Source organism: Pseudomonas cichorii, assembly GCF_018343775.1.
GTDB lineage: Bacteria > Pseudomonadota > Gammaproteobacteria > Pseudomonadales > Pseudomonadaceae > Aquipseudomonas > Aquipseudomonas cichorii.
The window spans coordinates 2,316,320-2,341,505 of record NZ_CP074349.1 but is presented as its reverse complement, the minus strand read 5'-3'; the positions used below and the strand labels follow the sequence as shown (position 1 = coordinate 2,341,505).

At 58.7% G+C, this 25,186-nt stretch carries 16 protein-coding genes and 1 tRNA gene; 10 read left to right on the top strand and 7 right to left on the bottom strand.

Features of this window, described 5'->3' with window-relative positions; genetic code table 11:
- Positions 1-32 precede the first annotated feature (32 nt).
- Positions 33-1,334: an Nramp family divalent metal transporter gene (locus tag KGD89_RS10410; protein WP_025259721.1), complete on the bottom strand. Its 1,302-nt coding sequence runs from the start codon at positions 1,332-1,334 to the stop codon at positions 33-35.
- A gap of 582 nt (positions 1,335-1,916) precedes the next feature.
- Positions 1,917-1,992 (bottom strand) — tRNA-Asn (locus KGD89_RS10405).
- Between the two features lie 159 nt (positions 1,993-2,151).
- Here KGD89_RS10405 and KGD89_RS10400 point away from each other — a divergent pair.
- The 3 genes from KGD89_RS10400 to KGD89_RS10390 all read left to right on the top strand — a co-directional run bounded on the left by KGD89_RS10400 (position 2,152) and on the right by KGD89_RS10390 (position 5,562).
- Positions 2,152-3,777: an NADP-dependent glyceraldehyde-3-phosphate dehydrogenase gene (locus KGD89_RS10400; RefSeq protein ID WP_025259720.1), complete on the top strand. Its 1,626-nt coding sequence runs from the start codon at positions 2,152-2,154 to the stop codon at positions 3,775-3,777.
- Between the two features lie 158 nt (positions 3,778-3,935).
- Positions 3,936-4,448 (top strand): sigma-70 family RNA polymerase sigma factor, encoded by a 513-nt coding sequence (locus KGD89_RS10395; RefSeq protein WP_025259719.1) that lies wholly within the window; start codon positions 3,936-3,938, stop codon positions 4,446-4,448.
- Positions 4,449-4,524: 76 nt separating this feature from the next.
- Positions 4,525-5,562, top strand: coding sequence for a FecR family protein (locus KGD89_RS10390; protein WP_236249375.1), 1,038 nt, complete (start codon positions 4,525-4,527; stop codon positions 5,560-5,562).
- 20 nt (positions 5,563-5,582) lie between these two features.
- Here KGD89_RS10390 and KGD89_RS10385 read toward each other — a convergent pair whose 3' ends face one another.
- From KGD89_RS10385 to KGD89_RS10365, 5 genes are all read right to left on the bottom strand, one after another.
- Positions 5,583-6,368, bottom strand: a complete 786-nt coding sequence (locus KGD89_RS10385; RefSeq protein ID WP_025259717.1) for an energy transducer TonB — start codon at positions 6,366-6,368, stop codon at positions 5,583-5,585.
- The gene (tolR, locus tag KGD89_RS10380) at positions 6,365-6,811 is read right to left on the bottom strand and encodes a protein TolR (RefSeq protein WP_025259716.1); all 447 of its coding nucleotides are present in this window, start codon (positions 6,809-6,811) and stop codon (positions 6,365-6,367) included. Before tolR ends, KGD89_RS10385 begins: the two co-directional genes overlap by 4 nt.
- A gap of 10 nt (positions 6,812-6,821) precedes the next feature.
- Positions 6,822-7,532, bottom strand: coding sequence for a protein TolQ (gene tolQ, locus KGD89_RS10375; RefSeq protein ID WP_025259715.1), 711 nt, complete (start codon positions 7,530-7,532; stop codon positions 6,822-6,824).
- Between the two features lie 86 nt (positions 7,533-7,618).
- Positions 7,619-9,547, bottom strand: coding sequence for a phytase (locus KGD89_RS10370; RefSeq protein WP_025259714.1), 1,929 nt, complete (start codon positions 9,545-9,547; stop codon positions 7,619-7,621).
- A 61-nt stretch (positions 9,548-9,608) separates the two neighbouring features.
- The gene (locus KGD89_RS10365) at positions 9,609-12,125 is read right to left on the bottom strand and encodes a TonB-dependent receptor (protein WP_025259713.1); all 2,517 of its coding nucleotides are present in this window, start codon (positions 12,123-12,125) and stop codon (positions 9,609-9,611) included.
- A gap of 334 nt (positions 12,126-12,459) precedes the next feature.
- On the opposite strand from KGD89_RS10365, the gene KGD89_RS10360 reads away from it, so the two are divergent.
- The 7 genes from KGD89_RS10360 (at position 12,460) to KGD89_RS10330 (ending at position 25,180) form a co-directional block, all read left to right on the top strand.
- A complete protein-coding gene (locus KGD89_RS10360) occupies positions 12,460-13,353 on the top strand; it encodes a GGDEF domain-containing protein (protein ID WP_038399800.1) in 894 nt (297 codons plus the stop codon).
- A 29-nt stretch (positions 13,354-13,382) separates the two neighbouring features.
- Positions 13,383-14,420, top strand: a complete 1,038-nt coding sequence (locus KGD89_RS10355; RefSeq protein WP_025259712.1) for an AraC family transcriptional regulator — start codon at positions 13,383-13,385, stop codon at positions 14,418-14,420.
- 155 nt (positions 14,421-14,575) lie between these two features.
- Complete coding sequence (locus KGD89_RS10350; RefSeq protein WP_025259711.1) at positions 14,576-17,410, top strand: TonB-dependent receptor; 2,835 nt, start codon at positions 14,576-14,578, stop codon at positions 17,408-17,410.
- 46 nt (positions 17,411-17,456) lie between these two features.
- Positions 17,457-20,279 (top strand): M16 family metallopeptidase, encoded by a 2,823-nt coding sequence (locus tag KGD89_RS10345; RefSeq protein WP_025259710.1) that lies wholly within the window; start codon positions 17,457-17,459, stop codon positions 20,277-20,279.
- Positions 20,276-21,961, top strand: coding sequence for an ABC transporter ATP-binding protein/permease (locus KGD89_RS10340; RefSeq protein WP_025259709.1), 1,686 nt, complete (start codon positions 20,276-20,278; stop codon positions 21,959-21,961). Before KGD89_RS10345 ends, KGD89_RS10340 begins: the two co-directional genes overlap by 4 nt.
- Positions 21,962-22,326: 365 nt before the next feature.
- Complete coding sequence (locus KGD89_RS10335; protein WP_025259708.1) at positions 22,327-23,481, top strand: mandelate racemase family protein; 1,155 nt, start codon at positions 22,327-22,329, stop codon at positions 23,479-23,481.
- Between the two features lie 76 nt (positions 23,482-23,557).
- Positions 23,558-25,180, top strand: a complete 1,623-nt coding sequence (locus KGD89_RS10330; RefSeq protein ID WP_025259707.1) for an ABC transporter substrate-binding protein — start codon at positions 23,558-23,560, stop codon at positions 25,178-25,180.
- The last annotated feature ends 6 nt before the right edge of the window (positions 25,181-25,186 follow it).

Sequence of the window (25,186 nt, the reverse complement as noted above, 5' to 3'; positions counted from 1 at the left end):
AAGAGGCAATCAGCCTCCTCGGCAACTCGGTATCAGGCAAACAGATCGACACCCAACTGGAAAGCGACCCAGAGCGCCAGGCATGTTGCGAAGAGCAATGCGATATTTTCAAACAGGTTATTGCGATATTTCTTATCCAGCAGCGACTTCTGGTTGGACATGATCAGCAGGCCCAGCGAAATGACCGGCAAACCAATGATATTCAGCGCACTGACCCCGATGGTCAAGGTCACGAAATCCGGCATGCCTGGCAGCGACCAGATCAATGGCGTCACCAGAATGAACAGCATGAACCACTTGTGCATGGGGTCATGGTGAAACTCTTTACCGTACTTCTCGCGACGTGCAGGAAGAACATGCTGGAGCGCATCGGTAATCAACATCGGGAATGCAGTGGTTTTTCCTGAAATACTGGCGAACAGGGTCGCGAATACGCCGATAAAGAACACATACCAACCAGCGGGGCCAAAGAACATTTCCAGCGCCTTGCCCAAGTCCCCCAGAGTCTTCACCTCGATACCGTTTGGTCGCAGAATTTCCGCTCCGACAATCCAGATGGCCAGGTTAATGACGATCCCGACGCACACGGCAAACAATAAATCGTTACGTTGAACACGCTTGTGCTGCGGCCCTACCCAGCCCTTCTGGCGCATGACATAGGGATGCACGAAGTTTGCAATGGAACCTGCAACCGCGCCGATCACCGACACCGCAACCAACAGCGCACCATGCACACCTTCATCCGGCGGGATACTGAAACCGATGGTGCCTTTGACGATACCCACAACATCCGGGCCGGACATGACAGCCAGGGCGATAAAGGCCAGGGTCATGACCGCCAGCAACAGCTTCATCACGCCTTCGATCATTGAATAGATGTTACGACCGACCAGCATCCAGACAGCCAGCACCACCGCAACCGAACAGAGCAATGGGTGGTCGATCTTGAACAGCATCGCCAGCGACTCACCTGCCCCTTTGATCATGTAGGCATTCATCAAATGCCCCATCAGCAAGGCATAAACAAGCATGAACCAGGCAAAAAAGGGATTCAGTTGCGCATAGCCCTGAAGGATTGTCATGCCTTGGTTGTTGCACAACTGGAAGCGAGCAATGATGTTTACGATCAGATATCTGAGCAGCAGAGAAACCGCCAACACCCACATCATCGCGTAACCGTAATTCGCTCCTGCGACAGACGACGTAATCAGGTCACCTGCACCTAGCCAGGACAGTACGGCAATGATGCCGGGGCCCAGTAGTTTCAGCATTCGTGTAAAACGATTTTGCGCGCGCCCGGATGCCTGACCTTCGACGGAAGGAATGCTTGCCATAGAGGATGTCTCCATTATTGTTTTTGTTGGATCGACAGCAGTCGAACACAACTTATTAGACGTCGTACAACACTTCTCAAGAAAATGTGTTTTTAGATATTTCAGCCCCAGGGTGTCAGTTAGAGTTGATGAAGGTTTCTCAGTGCTTATGGCACGTGAAACCATGCGGGCCGTGTGCATGCATTACCGGAAGAGCTGCAACAACACGCAACTGGGGGATCCTCGGCCGGAACGGTGACCACACCCCAAAAAATACAGAAAAGGCCGAAGCATCATTTGAAGCGATGGCTGAAAAGCGAATCAGAAAGCAAACGCCAATCCCCTGCAGGACTTGCCTTTGCGAGGGGGGCCGATAGCGTAAAGCACCTGAAGATGGATACGATTCTCATGATGCAAGCCTCTAAATCGATTGATTAGAGACGGCGCCGGATCGTCAAAATAGGGAGTGCGACTTTGTTTCCGGATGTAAAAAAACAAGGTCTTGGACGTTTTCACTTCTGAAAGCCCAATGACGTATCAGCCGTCATTGGTATGCGCTTTCAGCAGAAACGACGCAAGACCTTGATTTACATCCTGAAATTCTGGCTCCACGACCTGGACTCGAACCAGGGACCCAGTGATTAACAGTCACTTGCTCTACCAACTGAGCTATCGCGGAATGAGGGCTATCTTACTGATTAAAATAGGTAAGTCAAGCATCCCCTTGAAAAAATATTGAGCATAAACAGTCATTTGCAGGCGCAGGGTTTCGTCGCGGGTTTGCTGTGGCGTAGTGTGTTCGCTTGCCCCGCACGCTTATCACAGAAAGGAGAACGAGATGACCCAGGCCAACCGTCTTGAAACGCTGTTCCCTACCGCTGACGACATCCCGGAACAGTACCGTACAGGCCCGGCAATCGAGCAACGGGAATATCTGGTCAATGGCGTCCTGCAATCATGGCAAGGGCCACTGGCCCCAGTGCGCAGTCCGGTTTGTCTGAGAAGTGAAACGGGGCTTGAGTCGGTGATTCTGGGCAGTACGCCGCTGCTGGATGCAGAAACGGCCATGACGGCACTCGATGCTGCGGTTCAGGCTTATGATCGTGGCCAGGGTCGCTGGCCGACAATGCGTGTGGTGGAGCGCATTCAGCATGTAGAGTCGTTCCTCAAACGCATGCGTGAACAACGCCAGGCCGTGGTGAATCTGCTGATGTGGGAGATCGGCAAGAACCTCAAGGACTCGGAAAAGGAGTTCGACCGTACCTGCGATTACATCGTCGACACCATCAATGCCCTGAAAGAACTGGACCGCCGCTCCAGTCGTTTCGAGCTGGAACAGGACACCCTTGGCCAGATCCGTCGTGTACCGCTTGGCGTGACGCTGTGCATGGGGCCTTACAATTATCCGCTCAACGAAACCTTCACCACCCTCATTCCGGCCCTGATCATGGGCAATACCGTGGTCTTCAAGCCCGCAAAGTTCGGCGTGCTGCTGATTCGTCCGCTGCTTGAAGCCTTTCGGGACAGCTTTCCGGCCGGGGTCATCAATGTGATCTACGGGCGCGGCAGGGAAACGGTCAGTGCCTTGATGGCCACCGGCAAGATCGACATCTTTGCCTTTATCGGCACCAACAAGGCCGCCAGCGACCTGAAAAAGCTGCATCCCCGCCCTCACCGCCTTCGTGCCGCGCTGGGGCTGGATGCAAAAAATCCCGGCATCGTGCTGCCCGATGTGGATCTGGATAACGCCGTCAACGAAGCGGTGACCGGTTCGCTGTCTTTCAATGGTCAACGTTGCACAGCCCTGAAGATCCTCTTCGTTCATGAGGATGTGGTGGATGGTTTTCTGGAGAAGTTCCAGCAGAAGCTGGCACAGTTGAAGCCCGGCATGCCTTGGGAGCCTGGCGTGTCCCTTACGCCACTGCCGGAGCCAGGCAAGACTGACTACCTGCAAGGCCTGGTTGTCGACGCCACTGCAAAGGGTGCCCGAGTCGTCAATGAAGGCGGCGCAGACGTCAGCGAAACCTTCTTCTACCCTGCCCTGCTGTACCCCGTGACACCGGACATGCGCGTCTACCACGAAGAACAGTTCGGCCCGGTCGTGCCGGTAGTCGCTTATCGGGATCTGCAAACCGTGATCGACTATGTGCTCGACTCCGACTTCGGCCAGCAACTGAGCATATTCGGCAATGACTCAACCCAGGTCGGACGACTGGTGGATGCCTTTGCCAATCAGGTGGGCCGGATCAATATCAACGCCCAATGCCAGCGAGGCCCGGACCAGTACCCGTTCAATGGCCGCAAGAATTCCGCCGAGGGCACCCTGTCGGTTCACGATGCCTTGCGCGTGTTCTCGATCCGTACGCTGGTAGCGACCAAGTTCCAGGACAGCAACAAGACACTGATCAGCGACATCATCCGTAACCGGGAGTCCAGCTTCCTGACCACCGACTATATCTTCTGAAGTCCGGAATCAGGGGCTCAGTGCAAGGCTGCGCCCCTGACAATGCAGTGGCAGAAAGACATAAATCGCATTTGATAATGATTATCGAAAACAGGTAGCATGCCCACTTTCGGGCAGGACATGTCGCACCTCCCCACGCGATACGAGCACTAACCTCCGTGGATTCGTCCGCCAGCAAACTCGACCTTTATATGGCGCATCGCTCTGCCCTGGTGGACTATGCCGCGCCCATCGTAGGCTGCCGTGCTCGCGCCGAAGATGTGGTCCAGGAAGCCTGGCTGCGTTTCAATGGTCGCCCCAATCAAGACACCACCATCGACCATCCGGTCGGCTATCTGTATCGAATCGTACGAAACCTGGCCCTGGACCTGACACGCAGTATTGCGACCGAAAAACGCCAGCCCGACGGCGACACCCTGCTGGCGGAGCTACCAGCCGCTACTGCGTCCCCCGAGCAGGAAGCGGTCAGCCATGATGAGCTGCAACAAGTCTCCGATGCCCTGGCACAATTGCCGGAGCGAACCCGCATGGCTTTCGAGATGCATCGTCTCGGTGGCTACACCCTGCAACAGATCGCAGCAGCTCTGGGTATCTCGGTCGGGCTGACTCACCAGTTGGTACATGATGCCTTGAGTCATTGCGCAGCCTGGCTGGAGCGAGGCAATGGCTGAGCCCCGTTCAAAGAATTTTCAGGAAAATCTGAAAAAAAACACGAGCCAAACGTCTTTTGCAGAAGGGAGCCATAGTGTGCGACCCTCCCACGCCTTTTCTACCGCTGGAGTCTTGCCGGACATGCCGCAAGCCGAACCTCGCCAAGCTCGTCTGGATATTGCCCTGGATTGGCTGATGCGTGTCCGAGAGGCGCCCGACGATGCCGGCTTGCAGACTGAACTTCAGGACTGGCTACAGGCCGCACCGGAAAATGCCGAAGCCTTGCTAAAGGCCGAGCGCGTCTGGGGCCTGACCGGCCAGCTTGCTCCGGCAACAGCCCATAAATGGCCTCCGGTTCCACCTGTAGCGACAGCTCCTGCACCACAAGCTCATCTCGCCGCCCGCCCAAGACGCCGACGTACCTTGAGCTGGGCTGTTGGCGGGGCTCTGGCCGCCTGCCTGGTGGCTGCCGTGGCTCCCAGTTTAAACACAGCCTTGCAGGCGGACTTCCAGACCGCCAGCGAACGCCGCGAAATCCAGCTCCCGGATGGCAGCCGTGCCGTGCTCGACAGCAACAGCGCCATTGCCTTTGAGTTCACGGCCACCCGCCGCGATATTCGCCTGCTGTGCGGACAAGCCTTTTTCGAGGTCAAGCCTGATCGCAGCAAGCCCTTCAATGTACGCGCACAAGACCTTGATGTGACCGTGACCGGTACAGCCTTCAATGTCGACCTGGAAAAGAAGAACATCGAAGTGGGCGTGCAGCACGGATCGGTAAAAGTCACCGAACATGGCTCGAACCGGATCCTCAATCCAGGCCTGACCGCAGGTCAGCAACTGGACTTCAACCGCAGCAACGGCCAGATCAAACTGATAACCCTGCCTGCCAACCGCATCGCCACCTGGCGCAACGGCCAGCTCATCGCAGACAACGCCCGCATGGCCGACGTGGTGGACGAACTGCGCCGCTACCTGCCCGGAACCCTCTGGATCAAAGACCTGCAACTGGCCGATAAACGTATTACCGGCGTTTATGACACCAGCAACCCCGAAGCCGCATTGCGCGCAATGGCGCAACCCCATGGGGCGAAGGTCGAAGGCTGGGGGCCTTGGGTGCTGGTGATTACGCGGTAGGCTTGAAACGGAACACCGCTTTACTGACTGATCCGGTAATGAAACGTGTTCTTCACCCCCGAAACAGTCACCGCCCTTCCCTCCACAATTCGCGGCTGATACCGGAAGGTTTCAGCCGCAGTCATTGATGGCCTGATAAACAGTGGATGACAGGTGCCCTGGACCTGTGGATTGACCACGCGCCCCTGAGGTGAAACGTCGTAGATGACGGTGCAGTCGCCTTCGATACCTTTGTCCAGTGCACGCTGGGGATAGTCGGGAGCTTCCTTGCTCAGAGGTTGGTATTGGCTGCTGTCGGCGGCAGCCGCCGTTTGTTGTTGGACCTGACGGGCACGTTCGGCGGTTTGCCTGGCCTGCTCGGCCTGGCGTTGGTGCTCGGCCTGCTGCTGCGCCACACGCTGCTGCTCGACTTCCTGAGCGTGTTGCCGCTGCTCGCGCTTTTGCTCTTCGACGCGCTTGCGCGCCAGTGCGGCCTGCTCGAGCTGGCGGGCCTGGCGTTGAGTATCGACCTGTGGCCTGGGCGCCTCGATGGGTTTGGCGACCACAGGCTCAATGACGGGCGCAGGCGCAATCATCGCAGGTGCAGGTGCAGGTGCCGGTTCGGGTGGCAGGATGAACAGCTGAGTAGCCATCGTTCTGACGGGTTCGGCTGGTTTTTCCTGAAGGCTCCAGCCGAACAGCAATGCGCCCAGTACCGCGCCATGCAGGCCAAAAGCAATGGCGGCCGCCAGTCCGTTCTGGCATAGCTTTCTCCAGTCCATGGCCCTGGAGCCACGAGACTCGAGTTCCAGTGTCATGGTGGTCATTGCGGGGCCTCGGTCACCAGTCCCAGATGAGTCACGCCGCTGTGCTGCAAAGCGGCCATGGCGGCAACCACCCGCCCGTAATCGGCCTTGTCATCTGCGCGGATGAACACCTGGGTATCTGCACGTTCGGCCACCAGTCGGGCAATGCGGTCTTGCATGTCTTCCAGACTGGCAGCGGTATCGGTCTGCGAATGGGTGTCGACGTTTTCCCCGAGGTTCCAGTAGTAACCGCCTTCAGCCTTGACCGACAAGGTCACGATGCGCTGCTTGGTGTCGGTGAGCAGCGCCTCACTGGCAACTTTCGGCAGTTCGATCTTCACGCCCTGGGTCAGCATCGGCGCGGTCACCATGAAAATCACCAGCAGCACCAGCATGACGTCGATATAGGGCACGACGTTCATTTCGGCTTTCGGACCATGTTTGCGTTGAGGTTTGACCAGCATGGAAAGTCCCTCAGGCCGCAGCGGCCATGTTGCGAGTCAGGCCTTGCAGGGTCCGGTTCAGACGCACCTGCAATTCGTTGCCGAAGCTGTAGTAGCGAGCCGCAAGGGTCTGGCCGCGTGCGGCAAAGCGGTTGTAGGCAATCACGGCAGGAATGGCGGCGAACAGGCCGATGGCGGTCGCAATCAAGGCTTCGGCAATACCGGGCGCGACCGTGGACAGCGTGGCTTGCTGCACCTGAGACAGGCCAATAAAAGCATTCATGATGCCCCAGACCGTACCGAACAGGCCGATATACGGGCTGACCGAACCCACCGTGGCAAGAAACTGCAGCCCCTTTTCCAGTTGCAGTTCCTGCTCGCTGATCGCCACCTGAAGCGAGCGCTCGACGCCGGACAACACGGCATCGGGCTCAATATCAGGACGATGCCTGAGCTGCTGATACTCGGCATAACCTGCCTGGAAAATCTGCTGGATGCCGTTGGCTCGATCACGGGCTTCAGTGGCCTCGCCGTACAGCGGCGACAGTTCCGGTTCGCGACGAAAGCGCTGCTGGAAAGCGTCCATGGAATGTTCGTCGTGACGCAAGGCAAGGCTGCGTTGAATGATCAGATACCAACTGGTCAGCGAAGCCATCAACAAGGTCAGCATCACAGCCTGGACCAGTACGCTGGCATTGCTGATCAGCCCCCAGAGGGTCATGTGTTCTAGCGTGGCGTGCATCGTTGAGTTCCTGATGTATGGCACCTTCCGGTCAAGGTCAGTGCCTGTATGAATCGATTGTTTATCACCGCTTGATGACAAACGACTTACGGCAAAGCCAGGGTTTTAACCACGTCGGCCCAAGGGATGAATTTGAAGTTCTGCGCCTGTTCGGGCATGCGCTTGCGGCCGTCCTGCACCACCAGCATGCCTTTGCTCCATGGGCCGCCGAGGTTGGCCGAGGTCACTTCCAGGCCATCGGTTTCAGAAGTCCCATCGATCCCGAGCCGGGCATTGAGGCCCACACGAAATGCGCCGCGCAGCGCATAAGGCGGTTCGGCATCCACCACCACATAGCTGTCATTGCCCTGGCTGGAGATCACCAGATAGTCATGCTGCTCGCTCTGATACAGCGCCAGCCCCTCGACATCGGCATGCACCACATCGCCGACTTTGATCACGCTGGACAGTGTTGCGGGCTGATCGGCACGGGCATCCACCGCCCAGACACCCACGTCCTCCTCGCCAAGAAACAGCCGCTGGCGCTGATCGTCGGCCACGCAGCCTTCCGGCTGGCTGTCCACCTTGAAGCTACGCACCAGTTCTCCCCTGGCCTTGCCGTCAGGCGCGCTGATCCGGTATTGGAGGAAGCTGCCATCCTTGCCGTTGGCAAAGGCATAGAGCTCGCCACTGGCCGGCTGGAACAGGCAGATGCCATAGATCTGCGCCAGCGGCGTGGGAATTTCGCCCGCCTCGCGAAGCGCGCCACTGTTACGGTCGATGCTGAACAGGCTCAGGCTGTTGCGATCACGATTGCTGGCCACCGCCAGATCGACCTTCTGCTTGCCCAGCATGAAGCCGGGCCGTACATCGACGTTGTTCAGACGTCCGACGGCCAGTTCCTGAAGCTGCTTGCCCTTCAGGTCATAAACCAGCAGCCCCTGCTTCTTGTTGGTGCCCAGCACGCGACTTTGGGCCGGATTTTTCGGATGAATCCAGATCGCGGGATCGTCCGCAGCATCGCCCTGGCGTGCTACCGGCTGACTCTGAGCGACAGCCGCCACGCCGGGCAGCGGCGCAGCCAGAGCGACCGGTTTCGGCTTCCAGCTCAGTTCTCCCTCAAACAGGCGGTCACCGTCGTTATCGTTGAGCAGCAATTGCAGGCCACTCGAGCCTTCATGAATCGACAGGCCTTCAGGTTTTTTCAGGTTCATCAACGACAGTTCGGCCACCGATGACCAACTCTCGCTGTCGCTTTGCTGTTGATAGAGATGCAAAGCCTTGCCCTTGGGATCGAGCGCCAGCAAACCACCGGGGACGACCGCCATGGCACCCGCCGCCTGCCTGATTGCACCAAACGGCTCACGCAAGGCAACGGGGGTTCGGGCTACATCCGCTTCGGGATGCGCCGGGTAAGCCCACCACCCGATGTTCTCCTCATTGACGAACAAGCGATGTGCCGCGTCGTCAACCTGACAGAACTCCGCATTGGGCGGCAGCGGCAGGTTGCGCACCAGGCGCGGCTGTTCGCTGAGATGCTCCCCGCTGCCGACCAGCCATTGCTCACCCTTGCCCTCGTCGCCGACCAGAAACAGGAACAGGTTGCTGGCCTCATCGCGATACAGGCACAGGCCGGTGACCGAGTAATCCCGTGCTGGCAGGTAAACAGGCTTTGACCATTGGTTCTTTGCCGGATCGATGTGGCTCAGCATCGGTTGCTGACGCAGATTGTCCAGTGTCGCAACCCATACCGTTTCACCGCTCTGGCGACTATCCAGCGCCTGATAGGAACCCGGCAGCCGGGCCAGTTGGCGCCCTTTGTCATCGAGCAGCAACAGGCCGGATTTGACACTGGCGGCCAGGCGTTTCGCCCCGTCACTGCCAGGCAGAAAACCCACGGACTGGGCCTTGAACGGCTCGCTTTCGGCCCAGCGCCCAAGGCTCATCTCGGGAGTGGGCGCGGCCTGTACGGCCCCGGCCATCAGGCCGATCAACAGCGACAGGCAACCCGCTTTACGTGGCAACGAAATCTTCATGAACACTTGAATCCTTGCACAAGGTTATCCGGCAGCACGGGTGAAGGGCTGCCGGTATCGATCAGAAATGGGTGAACGTCAGGCCGATCTTGTAGGTCGGGCCGTACTCTTCGTATTGGCTGTTGAGGGAGCGATGGCCGGCATAGACGAAGTACGGCTGATCGGTGAGGTTTTGCGCCTCGAAACTGACTTTCAGGTTCTTGGTCAGCGAGTAGCGAGCGCTGAAATCGATGAAGGTCTGGCCGTCGACGTACAGGTCATGGTCCTTGTCGCCAATGGCAGCCAGCTCATACAGATAGGCCGACTTGTAGTTGGCCGACAGGCGCAGGCTGAGCGTGTCGTTTTCCCAGCCCAGCATCAGGTTGCCGACCGTATCGGACTGGCTCGGCAGATCGATATCGCGCTTGCGGTTGGTTCCCGTGCTCTGGTCGAAACCCTTGATGCTGGCGTCCGAGCGACTGAAAGTAGCGTTGGCGCCCAACAGCAGGCCATTCCAGGGTGCAGGCAACCAGTCGAGCTTCTGCGAGTACGCCAGTTCAAGGCCATACAGCTTGGCCTTGTCGCCATTGGCGTAGGTGTTGGCCTCGGAAAAACTCGCCCACTGCCCCGTACCCGCCAGATCGGTGTTGTAAACGAAGTTCTGGATGTCCTTGTAGAACACGAAGGCCGACACCGTGCCGGCACGCCCCATGAAGTGCTCAATGCCCAGGTCCAGGTTGCTGGACTCCAGTGGCTTGAGGTCCGGGTTGCCGAATGTCGCTTCGTCATCATCGATCACAAAACCCGGAGCCAGTTGCCCAAAGGTCGGACGCACAACGCTTTTGGTCCAGGCGGCGCGCAACTGGGTGTTCTTGTCGATCTGATAGCGTGCATGCAGGCCCGGCAGCCAGTGGTGGTAATCGCGTCGGGTCTGGCTCGACTCGAACACCCCGTCGCGTACGCCGGTTCCCTTGGCTTCCATCTCGGTGCCTTCGTAGCGAAGGCCGGCAATGAAGCGCCATTTATCGATATCGATGGTGTTCATGAAGTAACCGGCGTTGATGTCTTCACTGATCGTGAAGTCATTGGCCCGCGACTCCGACTCATCGTAGAAGTCCGCAGCATTCAGGCCACCCAGCAACCCTTTGATGGCGCCGGGACTGATGCCGTTACCGAAATTACCCAGCCGGTAATCGATTGTGCCTTTCTGGAATTGCGTCAGATTCAAATCACTGGAAGTGAAACCCAGCGTATCGAAGTCCTCGTATTTCCAGACCTCCAGATCGTTGGTCTTGTCACGCCGGCTGACCTTGCCACCGAACTTGAATTGCGAGGCATACCCCTTTAAGTCGTAATCCCGGGCCAGGTCCAGACGCAGGTTCTTTTCCTTGTCCCTGGTGTTCTGCTTTTCCCAGTCCACCTTGTCGAGAGTGAAGTTCGAGGCATCGTAAAAAGCGGAGCCGACAATCGGGCGCGGCGTTTCAGTGTCGTAGAAACCGGTGTTGGCGAAGTCATTGTTGCCCACGAACGTGGCGCCTGCGATATGGCCAGGGCTGTCTTCGCTGGACTCGCTATAACCGGCCTGACCGCTGACAGTCCACAGGTCGTACATGCGCTCACCGCCGAACACAAAGGATTTGATCTCCTGGGTTTCAGTGCGCGCCTTGAGCTTGCGGGTGCCTTCGGCATCGCCCAGCGTACCGGCGCTTTGCGCATCGGCGAACTCGAAACCATTGGTGGTACGGACTTCATCGTCCTTGAAGCGGCTGTACAAGGTTCGCAGGTAGAAACTGCTGACATCATCCGGCTTGTAATCGAAGTTCAGACCGCCGCCAGCACGCTCGCGGCTGATGTCATAGTTGCGCTGCTCGAACTCTTGCAGGCTCCGGCCATCCCAGGCACCGCCCGTTTCGACGTTGTCAGAACCGAAGTCGCGCTTCTGCCAGCTGAGAGCCGCCGCGACACCGAAGTTGTCGATGCCATCACCCAGGCTAAAGCGATTGCTGGCCGCGCCGGAAAACTTCGGGCTGGTCTGGCCGCTGTTCTTGTCATAACTGGCTTCGCTGCTGCCGGTATAGAACACCCCCTTGTGATCGAACGCCGAAAGGCTCTCGACATCCACCGTGCCGCCCAGGGAGTTGGCATCCATGTCCGGCGTCAGGGTCTTGATGACAGACAGTGACTGCACCAGCTCCGAGGGCAAGACATCCAGCGCCACTGCGCGACGATCACTTTCCGGTGCCGGCACAAGTGTGCCATTGATGGTCACGCTGTTCAGGTCCGGGGCCAGGCCTCGCACCGTCACGAAACGGCCTTCGCCCTGATCACGCTCAACGCTGATGCCCGGCAGGCGCTGCACCGCTTCGGCAACGTTCTGGTCCGGCAATTGGGCCACGCCATCGGCATGCACCACGCTCTTGATACTGTCCGAGGAGCGCTGTTCCTTGAGGGCCTGATCGATACTTGCCGCCTGCCCCACCACCTCGACATGCTCGGTGGCATTGACTTCGGCAGCCTGAAGCCGCTCGTTGGCAATCGCCAGGGCCAGTGCGCTGAGTGCGTAGCCGACCAGTTGTGCCCTGCTGCGGCGCTTGTACATGTCTGTCCTCTCCAGGCTTCACGATGGACCAGGCAAATGACCCGGCAACTGGAGGCGCAAGCTAGAGTCGAGGCGTGACGATTCTGTGACAGATAACGCCGAACCCCCCTGAAATTGAGGGTTTCAGAGGTGAAATGAGCTGATTTGACTTTGGGTTGTGGGGAGTCTTTGGAGCTTCGCGAATGAATTCGTCCCTACCGGGGCTGTAGGGCGAATTCATTCGCGAAAAACATGTACCTCCCATGAGCTGATTCGACCCTTTGCGCCGTCACCCAACTGTCACAGTCATCTGTTCTGCTGGCCGACATTCAGTGCTCCGGGAGCCCGTCAGGCCATGTTCAGCATCCTCAAACCCCACCGCGGGAAACTCGCCCTGCTGATGGTCGCGGCCAATATGGGGCTGCTCGCATTCCTGGCTTTCGGGGATATCAAATACGTCAGCGAGTGGAAATGGCTGGATATCATCGGTGAAGGCGGCTCCGCGGTTCTGGCACTGATCTGGCTGTTTCTGGTGTTCAAGAGCCGCCCGGCCGGTCGGGTCACCAATTACCTGTCCGTGGGCCTGAGCTGTGTGTTTTTTTCCTGGTGGATCGATGCGCTGGACGAATTCATCCGCCTGCCCAAAGACATCAACTGGGACCATTGGCTGGAGTCCGGTCCGATGCCGGTGGGTTTGATTCTGTTGACCATCGGCATCTATCACTGGCACCGGGAACAACTGGCAATCAGCGCCCAGATGGAAAAGCGTGAGCGCGGTTTTCGCGAGCATCGGCTGTTCGACAAACTCACCCCGCTGGGGAGCGCCGATTACCTCAAGCGCCAGTTGGCGCTCAGCCTGGAACAGAGTCAGCGTCAGCAGCAACCTCTGTCGCTGGTGGCGGTGGATATCGACAATTTCAGCGCCATCAATCAGGCGTTCGGTCATGCCGAAGGCGATGAAGTGCTGTCGGCCCTCAGTCATCTGCTGGTGCTGAACCTGCGTCGACAGGATCTGCTCTGTCGTCTGGCGGGTGACCGGTTTGTCGTGCTGCTGCCCAATACCGGCGAAAGCCAGGCAAAACTGTTTGCTCTGGAGTTGCAGCAAGCCGTTGCCGGACTGGCCCACAAGACCCGGCAACAGGGCGAGCGGCTTCACCTGTCAGCCAGCACTGCTGCGGTAATGGCCATGGACGAGACGCCCGAAAACCTGCTCAAGCGTCTCAATCTTTCGCTTGCTCGCGCCCGGTAGCCTCTGCCGCGAATAGCCTGAGGCCTGCCGTGACCATCAAGAGCGACTGGTACGAAACCGACAGCCGATTCATTCCCGGCCACTACCAGCCGGCAGCCCTGATCGACCTGGCGTTGTCACGCTCTATCGACAGCCACCGCCTGCTCAAAGGCACCGGCCTGTTCTACGAGGACATCATTGCGGGCAAGACGCGCCTGAGCCCGCAGCAATTCTTCGCCCTGATCGGCAATGCCCAGCGGCAGATGGCTGCCGATGACACCAGTTTCCTGTTTGGCCAGCGCCTGTTTCCAGGCCATTACGGCGCTGCCAGTCATGCCTTGCGCCATGCCCGGAATCTGCATCAAGCCCTGGAAATCCTGATCCAGCAGCAGGCACTGCTCAGCCCGCTGCTGACGCCGCGCCTGGAACTGGACGAGCACTATGCCTATCTCTACTGGCTGGACAGTTGCGGCGCAGGCGAGCAGCAGCGGTTTGTGCTGGAAGCCGGCATGACCGCGCTGATCGCGATGAGTCATCTGCTGGGCGGTGAGCGTCTGCCCTGGGAATGCAGTTTCTGTCATGACGAGCCACGCTACGTCGAGCAGTACTGGGTTCATCTGGGGGAAAACACCTCGTTCGGGCGACCACTGGACATGATGCGCCTTCCCAGAGAATGCCTGACCCGTCCATGGCCGGGCGCGTCTCCGATTGCCGGGCAAGTCGCTCAGCAGGAAGCCAGCGCACAACTGGAAACGCTGGGCATGTACGCCAGCCTGCTGGACCGGATCTACCGTTATCTGCGCGATAACGTGCGTGAAGCACCGAACCTGGATCAGGTCGCCCAGGCTTTCGCCATGAGCCCGGCGACCCTCAAGCGCAAACTGCAGAAACACGGCACCAGTTTCCAGGCCCAGCACGATCTGGCCCGCAAACACGTGGCCCTGCACCTGTATCAGATCAAGGGCCTGAGCAATGAAGCAGTCGCCGAATACCTGAATTTCAACGACCCCGCCAACTTCCGCCGCTCCTTCAAACGCTGGACCGGCAGCACACCGAAACTGATCCAGCGACTGTTCAATTTCGACTGAAAACGACCTGAAAATGGCCCACGCCTGCCCTTCATGAAGTTTTTTTAATTATTTTCTGAAAATTTCCCGCGCTGCCCCGTCCTTTGACTCGCACATAACATTGAGATCAATTCTCATTCAAAAATGCGGGTTTTAAGCCCGTACGGGGACGTGGGATGACACCGAACACTCAGCCATCGCGAAGCCTGGGCACAGCGATTCGCAAACACCTGAATCACGCCACACAACTCAGCGCCTTGAGCCTGTGCTGGATGATCAGCAGCCAGAACGTCATGGCCAGCGAACCGCTGAGCGAGCGTGAGCAAATCCTGCAAACCCGCCATAGTTTTGATATCTCGGTACAAGAACTCTCGGCCGCACTGATCAGCTTCGGCCAGCAGAGCAACCTGCAAGTGAGCGTCGACCCGTCCTTGCTGGGCGGCCTTTACTCACAAGCCGTCCAGGGCCAGATGAGCAGTGAACAGGCGCTGGCAAAACTGCTGCATGGCACCGGCATTGGCTGGGGCTATGAACAAGGCAGCCTGGTGTTTCACAAGACCCGGACCGGTGGTTTCGATGCAGCGATGGAGTTGCAGAGTACGGTGGTACTGGGTGAGCCGCAAGAGAACAGTTTTCAGGGGCAGACCGTCATCGGTCGCAAGGCCATCGAAGCCTTCCCCGGTGCCAACGGTGACATCACGACCCTGCTGCGCATGCACCCCAACGTGCAGTTCAACAATGCCCAGCAGAGCTCCAACGCCCCCGGTGAAATCGACCCGGCGGATGTCAGCATCAACGGTGCCAAGTTCTACCAGAACAACTTCATGATCGATGGCATCTCGATCAATAACGACCTGGATCCGGGCGAGCACGATTACAACTCGATTCGTCAGTTCGACTCGGCACCCAGCCGCTCTCACGGTATTGCGCTGGATGCGGACCTGCTGGAAGAAGTCCGGGTCTACGACAGCAACGTGCCTGCCGAATACGGTGGTTTCAACGGTGGCGTGGTGGATGCCATTACCCGCAAACCCACCAAAGAGATGCACGGCAAGATCTCGGCTTCGATGTCACGTTCCGAATGGACCAAGTACCACATCAGTGGCGAGGATCAGGAAGGTTTCCAGACCTCCACCGACGAGCAATACCAGCCGCAGTTCGAAAAAACCACGGTGCGAGGAACACTGGAAGGCCATCTGACAGAAGACTTCGGAGCCATCCTCAACTTCTCCCAGAAGCGTGCCACCATCCCGCTGAATGTCTACGACAATGGCTATAGAAGTGATACCAGTCCGAACAGCAAAGACCAGACACGCCGCATCGACAACTATCTGCTCAAGACCTACTGGAACGCCAGTGAACGACTGACAGTCGATACCTCCCTGACCTATGCGCCACAGGAAAACTATTACTTCCGGGCCAACCGAATCAACTCCGGCTTCACCACCGAAGGCGGTGGTTTTCAGGGTGCGATCACCACCAAATGGCAAGGCGACAATGCCGTCTGGACCAACAAGCTGGCGCTTACCAACCTGAACAGCTCACGGGATGCGGAATCGGACGAATACATCAACTGGTATTACTCGACGGTAAAGAACTGGGGCAACCCCAACAGCAACACAGCCCGTAGCGCCGAGGGCTCGTCCGGGTCGCTCGAACAGACACAGCGCGGCATCACCTATAACACCAAGGCCGACTGGTTCCCGATCCAGATTGCAGGCACCACTCACAGCTTCACGACGGGCATGGAACTGTCGCATCAGATCGCTACCTGGGAACGGCTTGATGACGTGACCTCCGCAACCACGTTCCGCAGGGACAATGTCGCCACCTGCGCGGGCAACGATTCACTGTGCTCGATAGGCAGGCAGCTCAACGGCAACATCCGCCAATACGCCACCCGGATGACCACCTATGAAGCAGGAAAAATTGAACTGACGGAAAACAAATATGCGTTCTTCGTTCAGGACAAGATTGAAATCGGCAAACTGACCCTGCGTCCAGGCGTGCGCTTTGAGGGCGACGACTATATGGAGAAGAAGACCATTGCTCCGCGCTTTTCCGGCGACTACGACCTGTTCGGCGACCGCAGCACCGTGCTGGTCTTTGGTGCCAACCGTTACTACGGCCGCAACCTGTTCAAGTATCGGCTGGCAGACGGACGCGGCACGCTCAATACCAGTTATGCCCGCGAAACCCAGACCGGCGCCTGGGTAGGAACCCGGCAGGCCAGCACCAGCAAGTTCACCTCCCTTGATGTTCCTTATGACGACGAACTGACTCTGGGCATCGATCAGCGCTGGCTGGATACCGACTTTCGTCTGAAATATGTCAACCGCAAGGGCAGAGACAAGATCAATCGCTCATCGGCTCGTGTCCAGGGATTGGCAGCCGAGAACGGCTATGCGACCGAATACTTCACCTACACCAACGAAGGGATGAGCGAAAGCGACAACATCACGCTGAGCGTCACCCCTTTGCATGAACTCAAGTTCCAGGGCACCCGGACCAGCGTGCAGATGGCCTTCGACTGGTCCCGTACTCGTGATGCCTATGGCAACTATGACGATGCCATCAACTCCGAGTTGTATACCAACGAAGATGTGATCTATGACGGCAAACAGATGAAATACAACGAGTTGCCTGCCAGTGACTTCAACCGGCCCTGGACAGCTCGCATGACCACTATCACCGAGATACCGCAACTGAACCTGACCTGGAGCAACTTCTTTCGCTACCGCGGTGGCTACGACCAGATCATCAGTACAGGCGATGACGTGACCATTGATGGCAAAGACTACTCCGTGTACGAAACAGCCACCGTCAAGGCAGCCCCTACCTGGGACATGCGCCTGGACTGGGAACTACCCACCGGCAAGGATCAGGCCGCATTCGTTGCCGTGGACGTGACCAACGTTGCCGACAAGGTCAATCCGATAGTCAGCAACAGTGCCCGCACCACCTATGAAACCGGTCGCCAGTACTGGCTCGAAGTCGGCTACCGCTTCTGAGCCTGCAATAACCAATACGCCCCAAACGCTTTAACCGAGATTCCTGATGAAAAAAATGATCATGAGCCTGTCGGGTTTGCTGATGCTAAGCGCCTGCGCACAGTTTCCAGACAGCTCGCAACCCCAGACCTGGGACCCACAGGTCATACGCGGCCAGTTGAGCAATGGCCTGGAATACCGTCTGGTGCGTGAAGCCAGCCAGCGCGGCCGCATCGATGCGCGCCTGACGGTCAAGGCCGGCTCCGTAGACGAAGAGGATGATCAAGTGGGTGTCGCCCATATGGTCGAGCACCTGAACTTCTATAACCGTGCCGGTCAGGACGCGAACATCCGCACGCTCATGAATCAGTGGGGCTGGGCTCAGGGGCGTAACTACAACGCAATGACCAACTACGACCGCACCCTGTACATGCTCAGCCCTACCGGCGGTGCGGCCCAGACCGAACAGGCCTTGCAGGCGCTTTCGACCCTGACCCTGGCCCATGACTACACCGCTGACAATCTGGAGCAGGAGCGTCCGGTCGTCATCGAAGAATGGCGCGGCGGCCTGGGGGTCGCCCAGCGCATGAACGATCAGCGCACCGCCTCGCAACGTATCGGTTCACGCTACCCTGGGCATCGCACCATCGGCAACGAAGCCGCGATTCGCTCGGCCACGCTGACTGAACTCAAGCGCTTCGGACAACGCTGGTATGTGCCCAACAATATGGTGCTGACCATTGTCGGCGATATCGACCCCGCGACCCTGCCCAACCGTATCGAGCACTGGTTCGGCAAGGCCAAAGCAGGAGAACTCCCCGAGAAAAGCTATCGGGAGTTGCCTCTCGACAACCGGCTGAAAGTCGTCCGTTTGCAGGACAGCCAGAGTGGCACCAATCAAGTGTCTCTGCTGTTCCGCCTGCATGAGCCTGCCAGTCGCGCTCCGACCCAGGACGGCCTGCGCGAACGCCTGATCGATCGCATCACCCTGTCAGCCCTGCTTGAACAGTTGCGCATCCAGCCCAAGGAAACCGGCGTGCGCAGCCTGACCGTGCAGAAAAGCCTGATCGGCGACTACTCCAGCGTGCTGGGCATTGCTGCCGGTGTGGAAAGTGACGCTCATCAAGTTGCTCTTAAGCAACTGCTGACGGAAATCGAGCGTGTCCGGCGCTTTGGCCTGCGCGATACCGACCTGAACCGTGAAAGAAAGGAACTGCGGGCCATCGCGCAAAAGATGCTGGCAAACAACGAGCCACGCAACTTCGAGAAATGGGTGACCGATCTCAATGATGCCGCGAATCAGAGTCGCGTCGTACTCACCCGACACGACATTGCTTCGCAGTACCTGGAAGCACTGGACAGCATCGACCTCAAGGATCTCAATCAACGCCTGAAAAGCTGGACCGACAGCCCGGACCGGGTTCTGCAACTCTCGGCTCCCGGCCTGAAACCGCTGACCTTGCCCACGGCTGAGGCTGTAAACAGCCTGTTGGCACAGATCCAGAGCAGCCCGCTGGACGCTCCGCAAACCGAAGCGGCCACCGTCTCGACAGAACCCGACGCCCTGCCCGCCTTGCCTGCGGCCACGGCCAAGGGGCAGATCGTGAAACGCAAGGCATTCGCCGAGCAGAAAGTCGAATACTGGCAGTTGAGCAACGGCGACCGTCTGGTCTGGCTCAAACGCAATGCCGACAATGACCGGCTGCTGATGAAAGCAGACTCCAGCGCAGGGTTCATGACCGCCGAGATTCCAGCCTGGCGCAGCCAGATGGCGGTGCAATTGACTGGCCAAAGCGCTCCACAAGGCTGGACCGAAGCGCAGATCCACCGCTGGCGCAGCGAGCAAGGGGTGAATTTATCCCTCGATCAGGAAGCCGATCGCCTGCAACTGGACCTCTCGACGATCGACGCCAAAAAGGACCTTCCCGCACAACAACGCCTTCAGGCCATGCTGCAGGCCTACCGCCTGAGCCAGTCGCCAGCGGGCATCGACAGCGACGCTTTCGAGGAGGCGCGAGACGAACTGATCGAGCGTCTGTCGCGCAATACCGACAATGTCCGAGAGCTACAGGACAAGGCCCTGCGCAAGCTGCAATACGGCCAGGACAACTGGCAGTCGCCCACCATCGCCCAATTGCAGCACGTGCAGCCTGAAGAGCTGGATAAGGACTGGAAACGCCTGAGCCAGGCACCGGTGACTTACTACCTGATGGCCGATGTAGACGCCAGCGTTCTCCAGCCTCTTGTGGAACAGGAACTGGCCGGCACTCCTCGCGGCAAGGCCCTGAAAACCAGCCAGCAACAGCAACGCAGCGGCTATCACGCACAGGAACTGGCCATCGGCATCGAACCTCGTGCCGTGCTGCAAGCCTTCAGCTATCACCCGCGCACCTGGACACCAGTGGACGCTGCACGAGTCGCGACCTTACGGGACATTGCCCTCGCCGCCCTCAAACAGCAACTGCGGGGCGAAGCCTCGGGAGTCTATCGACTGAACTTCGACAGCACGCTCAATCAGCAGACCCAACGCATCGAAACCAGCCTGAACTTCAGTACCGATCCGGCTCGTGTCGAAGAACTCTGGCAACTGGCCAGGACCACGCTTGCCGGGCTGTCGAAGACCATCAGCGAAAAAGACATCGTGGCCGCCCGCAAGAACCTGATACATCAGGAAAAACTGCGCCGCGACGATCCACAGACCCAGATGCGCCGCCTGATTCTCAGTGATCGCTATTGGGGTGATCCGCGCTACCTGAGCCAGCAACAACAATTGCTCGACGCCCTGACAGTTCCGGCACTCAAGCGTCTGGCCGGTGAGCTGTTCGGTCAGCAGAACCTGGTCCAGTTCCGCCTGCTGCCTGCGCCGAAAGAGGCGGTAGCCGGTCAATGAAAACCCTGAAAACCTTCTATGCCCTGGCCAGCCCTTACTGGCTGGACCGCAGGCAATGGCTGTCATGGGTGTTGTTGCTCAGCGTGATCGGCATGGGCTTGCTGGTGGTGCAGATCAACGTCTGGATCAACGCCTGGAGCAAGACGTTCTACGACACCCTGGGCGAGTTCAAGACCGAAGCGCTGTACTCGCTGATGGGCCAGTACTGCCTGTACATCGCGGGCTACGTGGTGATCGTTGTCTACCTGGAATGGCTGCGCAAGGCATTGGTGCTGCGCTGGCGCCGGGCGATGACAAAAACCACCATCGACGCCTGGATGCAGGGCCAGGCCTACTATCGGCTGGGGCTGACCGGCGAGCCGGACAACCCGGACCAGCGGATTGCCGAGGACGTGGACCTGCTGGTGGATCGCAGCGTCGAGCTGCTGGCATCGTTCATCATCAACCTGGCTCAGGTGCTGGCTTTTGCCGGGGTGTTGTGGAACCTCTCGGGGGTCCTGAACTTCCAGGTGCTGGGCCATGACATCACCATCCATGGCTATCTGTTGTGGGCGGCCGTGATCTATACGGTGCTCGGCACGGCGTTCACCCACTTTCTCGGGAGCCCGTTGCAGCCGCTCAATTTTCAGCAGCAGCGTTACGAAGCTGACTTTCGCGCCAGCCTGCTGCGCAAGCGCGACCATGCCGAGCAGATCGCGCTGTATGGCGGCGAAGCCGTCGAGAAGCGCCAACTGGGCGAACGTTTCGAGTACATCGCCGGCAACTGGTGGCAACTCATGGAGCGGATGCGCAAGCTGCAATTCTTTACCGTGAGTTATGACCGGGTCAGCCGCATCATCCCGGTCTTCGCCGCCCTGCCCGCCTTTCTGGCCAAGACCATCACACTCGGTGGCCTGATGCAGATCCGCAGCGCCTTCACGGCGGTGCAAGGCTCGCTCAGCTGGTTTATCGACGTCTACCCACGGCTCGCTGCATGGAGCGCCACGGTAGAACGACTTGGCCAGTTTCAGCAGGCCATCGAGGCCACACGCGGTCAGGTTCGCGATATCGAACGCACTGTGGCCTTGCGGATCGATAACCTGCAAATCCACCGTCCCGATGGCAGCGTCCTGCTGGACAGCATCAATGCCAGTGCCACGGCAGGCGAATGGCTGCGCATCGAAGGTCGCAGCGGTCTGGGCAAATCCACTCTGCTGCGCACCCTGCAAGGCCTGTGGCCCTACTACCGGGGAAGCTGGGAGTTGCCGGGTGGATCGAGCCTGCTGATTCCGCAACAGCCTTATCTGCCGGAAATGCCGTTGCGCCAGTTACTGACCTACCCGGCCACCGAATGCCCATCCGATGCGCGCCTGGTGCAGATGTTGCATCAGGTTGGCCTGTCGAAGCTGGAACATCGCCTGGACCAGCAAACCGAGTGGACACGGGAACTGTCCGGTGGCGAACAGCAACGCCTGGGCCTGGCCCGCGCCTTGCTGAATGCACCGCAGACGCTGTATCTGGACGAAGCGACCAATCAACTGGATGACCAGAGCGCCTGCCATCTGCTCAACGTCCTGCGACAGGAACTGCCTGACACGCTGGTGATCGGCATCAGTCATCAGCCCAGCGTTGCAAGCCTCTTCCAGCGCAGCTTGAATCTGCAGGCCGGCAGTCCGCTGCACGCCAAACCCTCCCTCGCCTGACCCTGCCTCAAAAAACCGGGAGCCTCTGCTCCCGGCGTCGCCTGAAAAAAACGCAAGGCAATAATTTTGTAGAAGTGAACTCATTCGCGAAGGGCCGGCACATCCCAAAAAAATGCATCGCCTTCTTCAGTGACGTTTCGCGGATGAACCCGCGCCTACCCCGCCACAGAAGTATGACAACAAGAAGGAAGCCATCTCTTTATCTGTATGACGACCTCCATAATACCCCATAAAAATCACGAATAATCAAAATAGTCATCACACCACTATTGACCAGCCTCCCGATATCTGTAAATAATCGCCCTAACGTTGTATGACGACATACGAATAACCTCCTTATAAATACAAGACCAATGAAGGCCACCATGAAAATCATCTCTGTCAGTGTCGATGTCTTTTCCTACCCTTCGCGGCGCGCTGTAGACAGCGCCGGCCACGCCCATCCCGGCGAAGAGAAACCGGTCAAAATGGGCATGCTGCGCATCGCCTGCGACGATGGCAGCGAAGGCTTTTCCTTTGGCGCGCCCGAGTTGATCCGCCCGCATATCATCGAGTCATTCGTGAAGAAGGTGCTGATCGGCCAAAACCCCATGAACCGGGAAAAAATCTGGCAGGAGCTGGCTCACTGGCAACGCGGCAGTGCCAGCCAGTTCACTGATCGTGCCCTGGCGCTGGTGGAACAAGCCCTGTGGGATCTGGCCGGACGCGCCCTGAAACTGCCCGTGTACAAATTGCTGGGCGGCTATCGCGACAAGGTGCTGGCCTACGGTTCGACCATGTGCGGCGATGACCTGCCGGGCGGCCTGTCCACGCCGGATGAATACGCCCAGTTCGCCGAGAAGCTGGTTCAGCGCGGCTATAAAGGCATCAAGCTGCACACCTGGATGCCGCCGATTTCCTTCGCCCCCAACCCGCAGATGGATGTCCAGGCCTGCGCCGCCGTGCGCGAAGCCGTAGGCCCGGATATCGCCCTGATGCTCGACGGCTATCACTGGTACAGCCGCACCGACGCCCTTTACATAGGCCGCGAACTACAGAAGCTCGACTTTGCCTGGTTTGAAGAACCGATGATGGAAGACTCCAGCGAATCCTATGCCTGGCTCGCTGCGAATCTGGACATTCCGGTACTCGGCCCTGAAAGCATTGCCGGCAAGTACCACAGCCGCGCCAGTTGGGTCAGCAACAAGGCCTGTGACATCCTGCGCGCCGGTGTGGCAGGTGTTGGCGGTATCGGGCCATGCCTGAAAGTCGCGCACCTGGCCGAGTCGTTCGGCATGGACTGCGAAGTCCACGGCAACGGCGCAGCCAACCTGAGTGTGGTCGGCGCAATCAGCAACTGTCGCTGGTACGAGCGCGGCCTGCTGCACCCTTTCCTTGAATACGATGAAGTACCGGCCTACCTCAATACCCTGGTCGACCCCATGGACAGCGACGGTTACGTGCATCTTTCCCAGAAGCCGGGACTGGGCGAAGACATCAACTTCAGTTATATCGAGACTCATACCCTGCAACGTTACTGAACCGGCTGTACCACGAGGGGCGATCAGAGCGCCCCTCGTCAAAGTGTCTTTATAAATATAAAAAAGGACCGCCCCCATGAAACTCTGGCCCAAGCGCCTGCCCTGGCTGCTATGCCTCGCCCTCACGGCGACATTTCTGCACACCCCGCCTGCCACCGCACGCGGAGAAACACCTGTCGATCAACTGGTGATCGGCATGAGCATGATCAACCTCCTGTCCCTGGACCCCGCAGGCGCAACCGGCCTTGAGGTGTCGGAGGTCAACTCCAATGTCTACGACATGCTGCTGGAACAGGACGCCGCACGCCCGGACCAGTTGATTCCGTCACTGGCCGAACGCTGGGAAATCAGCCCGGACCGCATGCGCCTCACCTTTCACCTGCGCCCTGGCGTGGTCTTTCACTCCGGCAACCCGCTGACCGCCCAGGATGTCGCCTGGTCTCTGCAGCGTGTGGTCACCCTCAATAAAGCCCTCGCCTCCACCTGGAAAGCCTATGGCTATACAGCGCAGAACGTCACTCAACTGATGCGCGCCGAAGGACCGTCAACTTTCGTTCTCGACTTGCCAAAAGCCACCGACCCGCTGCTGGTGCTCAATACCCTGGCGACCTCACCTAGCGCCTTTGTCATCGATCGCGTCACAGCCCTGCAAAATGCCCAGGGTGACGATCAGGGCGCAGCCTGGCTCACGACGCACACTGCAGGTTCCGGTGCCTTCAAGCTGGATATCTGGCGTGCCAACGACGTGATCCTCATGACCCGCTTCGACCAGTACTGGCGCGGGCCGGCCAAGATGCGCCGGGTGATCATGCGCAACATGACCGAGTCCCAGGCCTTGCGCCTGATGGTCGAACGCGGCGATCTGGATGTGGCACGCGGCATGGCCGCCACCGATATCAAGGCCCTGACCCGCTCTGAAGAAGTCAGCGTACAGACCATCCCTCGCGGCACGCTCTATTACGTGGCCCTGAGCATGGAGCAGCCGTTGTTTCAGGACATACGGGTTCGCCAGGCCATTCGTTCGCTGATCGACTATCAGGGCATCAATAACGTGGTGATGCCTCATTACGGCCTGATCAATCAGCGCCCTCTGCAACTGGGGCTGGCGGCGCGACTGGACGATCCGGGCTACACGCTCAACGTCACACAAGCCAAACGCTTGCTGGCCGAGGCCGGACATCCCGATGGCTTCAAGATCACCATTCGCTCACTCACCGATTCCCCGTTCATCAACATCGCCACCAGCCTGCAATCCACCCTTGCCCAGGCAGGCATCCAGGCCACGATCATCACCGGCACCGGCAACCAGATCTATGGCGCCATGCGGGATCGACGCTTCGACATTCTGGTCGGGCGCGGTGGCGGTGGCGCCGAACGCCATCCCCATTCCAGCCTGCGGGCGCTGATCTACAACCCGGACAACCGCGAGCAGGCCAAACTGAGCAATTTTCAAGGCTGGCGCACCTCGTTCTACAACGCCGAGATCAACCAGTTGATCGAGCAGGCCGAGCAGGAACGCGATGCCGCCAGACAGCTCAGCCTGTACCAGCGCATCCAGACCCTCTACGACCAGAAGGCAGGCCCCATCATGCCGGTCTCGCAAATGACCGATGAAGTGGTGATCCACGCCGATGTCCGCCAATACCTGGGCCACAGCGCTGCCACCACGCGCCTGCGGGACGTCTACAAGCAACGCTGACCTCAT

Excerpts from the sequence above, each read along its gene's own strand:
- KGD89_RS10410 (WP_025259721.1), bottom strand. The coding sequence starts at position 1,334 with ATGGCAAGCATTCCTTCCGTCGAAGGTCAGGCATCCGGGCGCGCGCAA.
- KGD89_RS10400 (WP_025259720.1), top strand. The coding sequence starts at position 2,152 with ATGACCCAGGCCAACCGTCTTGAAACGCTGTTCCCTACCGCTGACGAC.
- KGD89_RS10385 (WP_025259717.1), bottom strand. The coding sequence starts at position 6,368 with ATGACCACCATGACACTGGAACTCGAGTCTCGTGGCTCCAGGGCCATG.
- tolR (WP_025259716.1), bottom strand. The coding sequence starts at position 6,811 with ATGCTGGTCAAACCTCAACGCAAACATGGTCCGAAAGCCGAAATGAAC.
- tolQ (WP_025259715.1), bottom strand. The coding sequence starts at position 7,532 with ATGCACGCCACGCTAGAACACATGACCCTCTGGGGGCTGATCAGCAAT.
- KGD89_RS10370 (WP_025259714.1), bottom strand. The coding sequence starts at position 9,547 with ATGAAGATTTCGTTGCCACGTAAAGCGGGTTGCCTGTCGCTGTTGATC.
- KGD89_RS10365 (WP_025259713.1), bottom strand. The coding sequence starts at position 12,125 with ATGTACAAGCGCCGCAGCAGGGCACAACTGGTCGGCTACGCACTCAGC.
- KGD89_RS10360 (WP_038399800.1), top strand. The coding sequence starts at position 12,460 with ATGTTCAGCATCCTCAAACCCCACCGCGGGAAACTCGCCCTGCTGATG.
- KGD89_RS10350 (WP_025259711.1), top strand. The coding sequence starts at position 14,576 with ATGACACCGAACACTCAGCCATCGCGAAGCCTGGGCACAGCGATTCGC.
- KGD89_RS10345 (WP_025259710.1), top strand. The coding sequence starts at position 17,457 with ATGAAAAAAATGATCATGAGCCTGTCGGGTTTGCTGATGCTAAGCGCC.
- KGD89_RS10340 (WP_025259709.1), top strand. The coding sequence starts at position 20,276 with ATGAAAACCCTGAAAACCTTCTATGCCCTGGCCAGCCCTTACTGGCTG.
- KGD89_RS10335 (WP_025259708.1), top strand. The coding sequence starts at position 22,327 with ATGAAAATCATCTCTGTCAGTGTCGATGTCTTTTCCTACCCTTCGCGG.
- KGD89_RS10330 (WP_025259707.1), top strand. The coding sequence starts at position 23,558 with ATGAAACTCTGGCCCAAGCGCCTGCCCTGGCTGCTATGCCTCGCCCTC.